This is a genomic window from Paracoccus sp. IB05, from assembly GCF_016405985.1.
Lineage (GTDB): Bacteria > Pseudomonadota > Alphaproteobacteria > Rhodobacterales > Rhodobacteraceae > Pseudogemmobacter.
This window is the reverse complement of sequence record NZ_JAEFCF010000053.1, coordinates 18,609-27,559: the sequence shown is the minus strand read 5'-3', so window position 1 is coordinate 27,559 and position 8,951 is coordinate 18,609. Positions and strand designations below refer to the sequence as shown.

General features: G+C 63.3%; 8 protein-coding genes, 1 pseudogene and 1 riboswitch. Of the genes and pseudogenes, 2 read left to right on the top strand and 7 right to left on the bottom strand.

The annotated features are described in order from the left end of the window. From JC607_RS23130 to JC607_RS23120, 3 genes and pseudogenes are all read right to left on the bottom strand, one after another. Positions 1-134 (bottom strand): annotated as a pseudogene (locus JC607_RS23130) (IS3 family transposase); the annotation flags it as partial. A 289-nt stretch (positions 135-423) separates the two neighbouring features. Continuing rightward, the gene (locus JC607_RS23125; protein WP_198839093.1) at positions 424-681 is read right to left on the bottom strand and encodes a hypothetical protein; all 258 of its coding nucleotides are present in this window, start codon (positions 679-681) and stop codon (positions 424-426) included. Then, positions 678-995, bottom strand: coding sequence for a transposase (locus JC607_RS23120; protein ID WP_198839092.1), 318 nt, complete (start codon positions 993-995; stop codon positions 678-680). The genes JC607_RS23125 and JC607_RS23120 overlap by 4 nt, the downstream gene beginning before the upstream one ends. Positions 996-1,535: 540 nt before the next feature. On the opposite strand from JC607_RS23120, the gene JC607_RS23115 reads away from it, so the two are divergent. Together JC607_RS23115 and JC607_RS23110 are read left to right on the top strand one after the other, a co-directional pair. Then, positions 1,536-2,222, top strand: coding sequence for a hypothetical protein (locus tag JC607_RS23115; protein ID WP_198839091.1), 687 nt, complete (start codon positions 1,536-1,538; stop codon positions 2,220-2,222). 58 nt (positions 2,223-2,280) lie between these two features. After that, entirely contained in the window at positions 2,281-4,122 is a 1,842-nt protein-coding gene (locus tag JC607_RS23110; RefSeq protein WP_198839090.1) for a serine protease, read from the top strand. A 54-nt stretch (positions 4,123-4,176) separates the two neighbouring features. Here the strand turns inward: JC607_RS23110 and JC607_RS23105 are convergent, their stop codons facing one another. The 4 genes from JC607_RS23105 to metZ all read right to left on the bottom strand — a co-directional run bounded on the left by JC607_RS23105 (position 4,177) and on the right by metZ (position 8,798). Then, on the bottom strand, positions 4,177-5,625 hold the full coding sequence (locus JC607_RS23105) for a TrkH family potassium uptake protein (RefSeq protein ID WP_198839089.1): 1,449 nt from the start codon (positions 5,623-5,625) through the stop codon (positions 4,177-4,179). Between the two features lie 57 nt (positions 5,626-5,682). Further along, positions 5,683-6,306: a DUF1287 domain-containing protein gene (locus JC607_RS23100; protein ID WP_198839088.1), complete on the bottom strand. Its 624-nt coding sequence runs from the start codon at positions 6,304-6,306 to the stop codon at positions 5,683-5,685. Between the two features lie 3 nt (positions 6,307-6,309). Continuing rightward, entirely contained in the window at positions 6,310-7,401 is a 1,092-nt protein-coding gene (gene folE2, locus JC607_RS23095; RefSeq protein WP_198839087.1) for a GTP cyclohydrolase FolE2, read from the bottom strand. Positions 7,402-7,619: 218 nt separating this feature from the next. Beyond that, the gene (gene metZ / locus JC607_RS23090; RefSeq protein ID WP_198839086.1) at positions 7,620-8,798 is read right to left on the bottom strand and encodes an O-succinylhomoserine sulfhydrylase; all 1,179 of its coding nucleotides are present in this window, start codon (positions 8,796-8,798) and stop codon (positions 7,620-7,622) included. A 57-nt stretch (positions 8,799-8,855) separates the two neighbouring features. Continuing rightward, positions 8,856-8,934, bottom strand: a riboswitch (SAM riboswitch). Between the last annotated feature and the right edge of the window lie 17 nt (positions 8,935-8,951).

Genomic DNA, 8,951 nt, shown 5'->3' with positions numbered 1-8,951 from the left:
CAGCGATAACAGGTCTGCTCGCTGACCGCGATCCGGCGGCAGGCTTCGGCCGTGCTCGCTCCCGGTGCCAGCACAATCTCAACTTCACGCAGCTTGCCGATAATCTCTTCCGGCTTGTGCTTCTTGCTCGGCATTCATCGGCCCTTTCGTGGTCCAGACTATCATAGTCTCTGGGCCACTCAGCGGGGGGCAGATCAGCGCTTACCGGCACCGCTACAGCCCCAACAGTTCCGGCATCTTGGACAGGGACGCAGTTGGCAATCGATCACCAGGGCCAGTGATCACCAGGGCCAGTGATGTCCCCCCATCCTTGCCGGCCCAAATCCGGCAGAGGTCGGTGGACCGGCGCTCGTTTGGGGCCGTAGCAACAGACGGCAGCGCCTGGATGCGGGGCCGCATGCCGAGGGGGCGCTTGCGCATCTGCTAGGGCTTGCGCTGGAATATCCGCTGCACCGTGTTCTTGTTGAAACCCGGCAAAAATGCCACCCTGCGATAGCCGAAGGAGGGGGTCTCCCCGATCATCGCCCTGATTGGTTCGGCGAAGCGGAGATCGACCTTCGGCGCGGTTCTGACCGGCTTGTAACAGACCCTCCGCCGCGGCACGCCGAACCAGGCGCAGAGCTTCACGAGCGATACTTTGACCCCGTCCGGCAGCAGGCCCTCATGGAGCGCCCGGATCAATTGTCGTCCTCCCGCTCCATGAGGGCCGCCAGCTTTTTTCGGGCACGCAGTTCCAGCAAGGCCTCGCCATAGGCTTCCTGCAGATCGCGGAGCAGCTGCTCGTATTCCTGCCGGACATCGAGCGGGTTCGCCCGAAGCGCGTTCTCCATCCCCCGCCGGGCATCATCGATCCAGCCCCCGATCTCGGACCGGGAAAGGTCAAAGCTGCGGCTGGCTTCCGCCACCGTCGTCTTGCCCTGAATGATCTCTGGGACCAGCGCCGACTTGCGCTTGGCCGTCCACCGTTTGACGACGTCTTCCAATGATCCACTCATCGCTACGTTTTACTCCTTGTAGCATGAGCAGATTATCACCGGGTCGATACATTCTTCTGCATCATCGTGTTCCGGCTCAACCTTCGAAAGCTTTTCGATGACCAAAGCTGCAGCTTTTATTCCGTATTGCAGCTCTTGCGGATCATTTAGATACGCGGCATGGCTCAACCAAAATATAGGTTTCCCACGATTGCCATGAACCCGCTAAGATCTGTGTAATGGGTGAGGTCATCGATATCGTCGAACGGCTTGGGGACTGGACTCTAGGAGCTTTAGCCATTTGATCTGAAGCCTGTGTAGGTCAATGCTCACCTAACCTGCAAAAATCGCCAACAGCGTGCAATAGGCTCGACATGCGGGATCCGGGCCACATATCACCTGGTTGCCCTGTCTGCCCCCTGTCAGAATCGCTCTCCGGGTCAATCCGGATCGACCCGGACAGCTGCAACCCCATTGGCCGGCGCCCGTTCCTCGGAGCATGGTGCGCGCAAGGCCTGAAACACCCCTGACAGGCTGACCGGACCTATCCCTCTCCGCGTCATGCAAAACCGGATCGGTAACCTGACCGAGCCGCAAATCCATGACCAAACCCCTGATAACCCGTATCGAGGTATTCCGTCCCGGCACCTTCAGGTCGATGGCCGGAGACGCGGTCACCTATTCCGCCCTGACCTGAAGGCGGTGGCGGACTGCTATGATCCAGTCGCCGCGCCGGCACCTGTCGGGATCGGTCACCCGGCCACGGACGCACCGGCCTATGGCTGGATCGGGTCCTTCGATTATGACAGCCAGGAAGAGCGCCTCTTCGCCACCATCGGCGAGATCGAACCGGAATTCGCCGAGCTGGTCAAAGCCGGCCGGTTCAAGAAGGTCTCTATGGCCTTCTTCAGCCCGGATCAGGCGCATAATCCGGTCGCGGGCAGCTGGTATCCGAGGGTTGCATCGATCGGGGCCGATGCGAGAGTAATCGAAAAGAACGAGGGTGGGTTCCTGGCCCTCAGCTCTGTCGGGGTCAGGGGCGTCAGGCAGAGCGCGGCCAGCAAAGTCAGCGGGTGCGCCAGGGCCCGGATCGCCAGGCGGATCCGCCCATGCGCTATCCCCCCTGGCATTTGGCGCCCATGGCGGCATAGCGATGAAAGACCGGTCACAAGCTGGGGAGCAGCGGCGCTCGCGTGCCTCTGGCCCTTGTTCTCGGGCGTGGGCCGGGTATTGGTTACGCAGATGTGAAGAACGATGTGATGACCGGGTGGCCTCGCCCCCGGCCAGCCGGAAGCAGCGAGACCGTATGATCATTTCCCGTTTTAAATCTCTGGTTGCGCCCTTCAGGGTGATCCCTGCCGTGACAGCCGCACTGGTGCTGTCAGTGCCATTTGCTGCGCCCTCAGCGGCGCAGGAACGGCGCTGGATCCAGGTCGAGGCGCTGCCGGGCCTCGCACGGGCCAATGAACGCGCGGCGGCTTTCGGGGCGGAATTCGGAAATGTCTGGGGCTTTGGCCTGCCATCGGGCTGGTACGGCGTGGTGCTTGGCCCCTATGACGGGGCCGAGGTGGGCTCGGTGCTTTCGGCGCTGAAATCGGGCGCGCGGATCCCGGCTGACAGCTATATCACCGATGGCGCAGAGTTCAGGGCGCAATTCTGGCCGCCAGAGGGGTCTGTGCCAGAGGGTGTCTTGCAGCCGGAAGTCGCCATTGAGGCTTTGCCGGATCAGGCGACCGGGCTGGCTCCGGACGCGCTTCCCGAAGAGGCGGTGATCGCCGGGCCGGTGACGGAGCCGGTGACCACTCCTGCGGTTATCGAAGAGACGCCGGCAGAGGCCCGGGCCTCCGAGGCGGCGCTGGACCTGGATCAGCGCAAGGAATTGCAGGTCGCACTGCAATGGTTCGGGTTCTACAATGGCGGCATCGACGGCGCGTTCGGGCCAGGGACGCGCAATTCCATGGCCGCCTGGCAGGCAGCCAACGGGCATGAGACAAGCGGCATTCTGACCTCGGCACAGCGCGCGGCCCTGGTCGGGGCGCATCAGGGCGAAGTTGCGGCTTTCGGCTTTGCCCTTGTCGAGGAACAGGAAAGTGGCATCGACGCGACCCTGCCGCTCGCTTTGGTGGAATTCGACCGTTACGAGCCGCCTTTCGTGCATTTTCGCGAGAAGAACGGCTCGGGCCTGTCGATTGTGCTGATCTCGCAGCCGGGGGATGCCAGCAGTCTTGGCGGGCTTTACGAGGTGATCAGTTCGCTGACAGCCATGCCTGCGGGCGGCGCGCGCGAGCGCAGCGATACCGAGATCCGGCTGTCGGGGCAGGCCGGTGATCAGGATGGCCGCGCCTGGGCCAGGCTTTCGGGCGGGTTGATCAAGGGCTGGATGGCGTTCGGCAATCCGCAAAACGCAGCCCGCGATGCGCGGGTGTTCGAGGTGCTCGATGCGAGCTTCCGCGCGGTTGGCGACACCGCGCTTGATCCGGGCCTCGTGCCGCTGGATGAGGCGGCGCGGCGCGGCCTTGTGGCCGGGCTTGAGGTCCGCCAGCCGATCCGCAACCGCTCGGGCTTTTATGTCTCGAAAGCGGGGGCGGTGCTGACCACGGTTGACGCGGTGAAGACCTGCAGCCGCATCACGCTTGACCATGCGGTCGAGGCAAAGCTGGTGGTGGAAGATGCGGCCTCCGGGCTTGCGGTTCTGCAGCCGGTGACGGCGCTGGCACCGCCTGCAGTGGCGGAATTCAGCAGTGAGACCAGGCCAGGTGCGGGCGTCGTGGTCGCAGGCTATCCCTATGAGGGGCGGCTGCCGGCGCCGGTTCTGACCCATGGCGCCTTTGAGGAGGCCCAGGGGCTGGACGGTGCGGCGGGCATGCTGCGTCTGACGGTCGCGACCCGGCCGGGCGATGCAGGTGGTGCGGTGATCGACGGATCGGGGGCGGTGCTTGGCATGTTGCTGCCCGCATTGCGCGACAGCACACGCGATCTGCCCGCCGATGTCGCCTTTGCCGCCGATGCGGCGCGGGTGGCCGGCGTGCTGGCCCAGGCCGGTATCACGCCGCTGGAGCGCGCGAGCACGGTTGCGCTGCCGCCCGAGACGCTGACCCGCGAGGCACGCGGGATGACGGTGCTGGTCTCATGCTGGGATCAGCCCTGATCTGACCTCGTGGCCAGGCGGGCGGGGGGGCTTCGGGTTACCCTTTGGCCCGTCTCAGGCCCGCCAGAACGCCGGCAAAAGCAGCACGAGCACCGCAAGCAGCCCGAGCCGGCCTAGGATCATCGCAAGCCCCATCACCGCAATCGCCGCATCGGGGAATTCGACGAATGTGCCGGTGCGCTCGACCAGCGGGCCAAAGCCGTAGCCGACATTGCCAAGCGTCGTCCAGATCGCGAACATCGCCGATTCCAGATCCACCCCCACCAGGGTCAGCACGACACTGAACAGGCCGAGGATCAGGATATAGCTTGAGATGAACATGATCAGCGCCTGGATCAGATCATCCTCGACCGTGCGCCCGTCATATTTGACCGCTTCGACCGAATTCGGCCAGGCGATCCGCCGCACCTGGGCGCGAAGCACTGAAAACGCGATCTGCACCCGGAACACCGAGAGCCCCGAAGCCGTCGACCCGGCACAGGCGCCGACGATGCCGATGATCAGCGCGACCACCAGCATCAGCCCGTCCCAGGACGGGAAACTTCCGGAAAAGAACCCGGTCGAGGACATGATCGAGGTCAGGTTGAACAGGCTTTCGCGGAAGGCCGGCTCGATCTCCATATCGGCGGTAAGGATCCGCCAGGCCGCGACGATCATCACGGCGCCCAGCAGCCAGCGCAGATAGGCCCTGACCTGCGGATCATGCCAGAGCGCGAAGGGCTGGCCATTCACCATCTGCACATAGCGGATGAAAGGCAGGCTTCCCGCCAGCATGAAAAACACCGCGATATATTCACCCGCACCCTGGAAGGTATTGAAAGAACTGTCATAAGGCGAGAAACCTCCGGTCGCGACCGTCGTCATGCCATGCACCACCGCGCCAAGCGCCGGCATCCCGATCATGAGATATGATACCATGCAGGTCAGGGTCAGCGCGGCATAGATCAGCATCAGCTGGCGCGCGATATCGGTGGCGCGGGGCAGGGCCTTGCCAAAGGTGTCGAAACCCTCGGTGCGGAAGAACTGCATGCCGCCGACCCGCATCAGCGGCAGGAAGATCATCGCGATAAAGGCGATCCCGAGCCCGCCGATCCAGGTCGTCATGCCGCGCCAGAGGTTCATCCCCATGGGCATCTGATCCAGGCCCGTGATCACCGTGGCGCCGGTGGTGGTGAGGCCCGAGACCGCTTCGAACCAGGCATGCAGATAGCTCAGACCGGGCTCTCCCAGCACATAGGGCAGGCCCGCGAACAAGGGCAGGATGAACCAGATCGCCGAGGTCAGAAGCCAGGCCTGCCGCACCCCAAGTGCCGCCGTCTGGCTGTTCGCCGTCGACAGCGCAAGGCTCGCGCCAGCAAAGCCGGTGATCAGAGCAGACCGCAAAAAGGCACGCGCATTCGGATCGCCCGACCGCCAGTCGAGAATCGCAGGCGCGACCATCAGAATGGCGAGGACGATCAGAATCCGTCCGATCACATAGGCCACGGGTCTGAGGTCGATCATGGGGCAAGGCTTAGGCCCGCGCGGCGCCCCCGTCAAACCCCCGCTGAGTTCCGGGCCTCAGGCACTCAGCCGGCGCAGCTTTTCCAGCACAGGAGGCGTCAGCCGGTAGCGCCCGGTCATGCGAAATTCCAAAAGCCGGTCCTCGATCCTTGTGCCGGCGCCGATATTATGGACGATCAGCGGGCGCGGTCCGGCGAGGCCGGTCCCCACCACCATCAGATGCGCCAGATCGCCCGGAATAAGGCAGGTCACCACATCACCCGGCAAATGGTCGGCAGCGGTTTCACTGACCGGCAGCTCAGCGCCCACCCGTTCGAACAGCCGCCGCAGATTGGGAACCCGGCGATGGTCGATATTGCGGTCGGTCCGCGTCAGGCCCCAGTTCTTCGGATAGGCCGCGAAATCCGCCTTCATATCGCGGTTGATCGCGACTTGCAGGTCAATGCCCTCGGCCACCCGCAGCGCCCGGACCAGAACATCGGTGCAGACCCCGCGATCCGGCGCCACATCACCGCCGGGAAAATCCAGCGCGACATAGGCCGGATCATATATCCGCACGACGCCTTCCTGTGCCTCGGCCGCCTGCGCGATCTTCTGGCCGGCCGTCGCGCCCTCCGCCCTGAGAACCGCCGGCATGACGAAAGGCACTGCCAGCAGGCCCAGGACGGAACGGCGGATCATCTTCTACCCCACATGGAACAGCGACTGGAACAGGCGCGGATCAAGGCTGGTGGCCGCGAATGTCGGCCCCTCGGTCAGCAAGGATACCGCATCATGGGAATGCAGGCTCTCCTGATGGCTCGCCATCACGCGAAAGTCACCGATCGCCGGATCCGCGCGCAAAACCTCGCAGAAAGACCGCGCCGCATCCTCGACAAAGATCGGATTGGCACCATTCAGCTCGGCAAAGGCCTGCTCATCCTCGCGTTTCACCATAACCTGCGTCTCGGTCACAACCGCCTTTCGGGCCAGATCAATCAGATCCTCGAACCAGAGCATCTCGCCGGTCTTCACCACAACAGACAGCCGCGCGACCGAGCGCTGCGAATGCGGCGTCGCCATCTGGCCGCGCATGCGCCGCGCATGCTCTGACAATTCCAGCGAACAGGGGCAGGTCGAGGAATAGACATAATCAAGATGCATGATCTTGATGCGTTCCCCATTCAGATCAACCAGTTCCAGTGCGAAATCGTAATATTGCCAGCCTGAAAGCCCCGATCTCAGGCTCTCCACCTTCACCGGAAAGGAAAACCGCATCTGGATCCGCGCATCGAAACTGTCGAGATCGCGGCGGTAATCCTCCAGCGCGGCTTCGATCACCTCGAAACTGAACTGCTCTTCCGCATGGGCGTAAAATGACCGCATGATGCGGCTCATATTGATGCCCTTTTTCTCCGCCTCCAGGCTCACCGTGCCGGTCACGCTGGTCTCCAGCATCACCTCTCCGGCCGCGCGTGTCCGGAACCGGATCGGCAGGCGGAAATTCGAGATCCCCACATGCTGGATCTGCGTCTTTGCGCCGACGATCAGGCTCGCCGGCCCGTTTTGCAGATCAGGAAGCGTGGCGCGGTAAGCCTGATCAACCGCGAAATCCTCGGGATAGGCGCGGCGCAATGCGGGATAGGACAGATCGGGCAGCAGATTGCCAATCGAAGGGTCAAGCCCCGCGATCTCCTCTTCGCCCGCCTCCTCCGCCCAGCGACGTAAAAGCAAAAGCGCCGCCGCGGCCTCGTCGCGCGAAGGCGCGCGCTCAACAATCCTGTCATGCAGTGTCATGGGAAGATCCTTTCGGTTCCGGCCGCGCCTCCTTCCCGGGGGCCGCGCACCGTCAATTTCCGGATGAACCAGCGGAATGATAAATCGCCGGGACGCCTATGAGATAGGCACTGGCGCCGCGAAAGCAAGCTCGAAACGCCGCAGTCTTCCTCTTGACTGAAATACTCCGGGGGGCGCGGGGGGCTGGCCCCCCGCCGCCGGCGCCTAACACCGGCGCCTCACACCAGCGCCAGCGCCTGCCCGAGATCGGCGATCAGATCGCCCGTATCCTCCAGCCCGACCGAGAACCGGATCAGCCCCGGTGCGATCCCGAGGCTCACCTTCTGCTCCTCGGAAAGCCGCTGATGCGTGGTGGTTGCCGGATGCGTGGTGATCGATTTCGCATCGCCGAGATTGTTCGAGATCTTCGGGATTTCCAGCGCGTTTTGCAGCCGGAAGGCGCCGTCCTTGCCGCCTTTGACCACGAAACTCACAATCGTGCCGCCGGTCCCCATCTGCGCCATCGCGAGATCATATTGCGGATGCGACTTCAGGCCCGGATAAAGCACTTTCTCAATCTTATCATGGCCTTCCAGATATGTCGCAATCTCCAGCGCCGAAGCCGCCATCGCCCGGCAGCGCAGATCCAGCGTCGCCATGCCGTTCAGCATGATCCAGGAGGTGAACGGGCTCATCGCGCCGCCCGTATGTTTCATATAGGGCTGGACGACCTTCTGGATATAGTCGGCCGACCCACAGATCACGCCGCCAAGCGCGCGGCCCTGGCCGTCGATATGTTTGGTGGTTGAATAGACCACCACATCGGCGCCCAGATCGACGGCGCGCGAAAAGATCGGCGTCGCAAACACATTGTCGCAGATCACCAGCGCGCCATGACGATGCGCGATCTCGGCAACCCCTTTGATATCAACGATATCGAGGGTCGGGTTCGCCATGCTCTCGAAGAAGACGGCCTTCGTCTCCGGCGTCACGGCGGCCTCCCAGGCCGCCAGATCGGTGCCATCGACGAAAGTGACCTTCACCCCGTAGCGCGTCAGCACCTCTTCAAGGATGTAAAGACAGGATCCGAACAGCGCTTTGGCCGAGACCACATGATCCCCGGCCCGGAGCAGCGCGGTCAGCGCGCCATTGACCGCTGCCATGCCGGAGGCGGTCGCAAACGCATCCTCGGTGCCCTCAAGCCCCGCGATCCGCTCTTCGAACATCCGCGTGGTGGGGTTGCCGTAACGCGCATAAATGAATTCATCGGCACCCGATTTGATGAACCGCGCCTCGGCGGTTTCGGCATCGGGATAGGCGAAGCCCTGCGTGAGGAAAATCGCTTCGGCCATTTCGCCATATTGGCTGCGGCGGCTGCCTTCATGGACAAGTTTGGTGCGTGTCTTCCAGTTCGTCATCGCAGCACAAGGCTCCCGGGCCATAAGCTAATCCAATGACCGAAAAGCGCGGCAGGGCGAAGACGTCCCGTCACCTCTTTAGCGGCTTGTTTAACGTGGCCCGCAATCCGGTCAACAAATCGCCACGCGCCTTGCTTACGCCTCGCGCCCGCC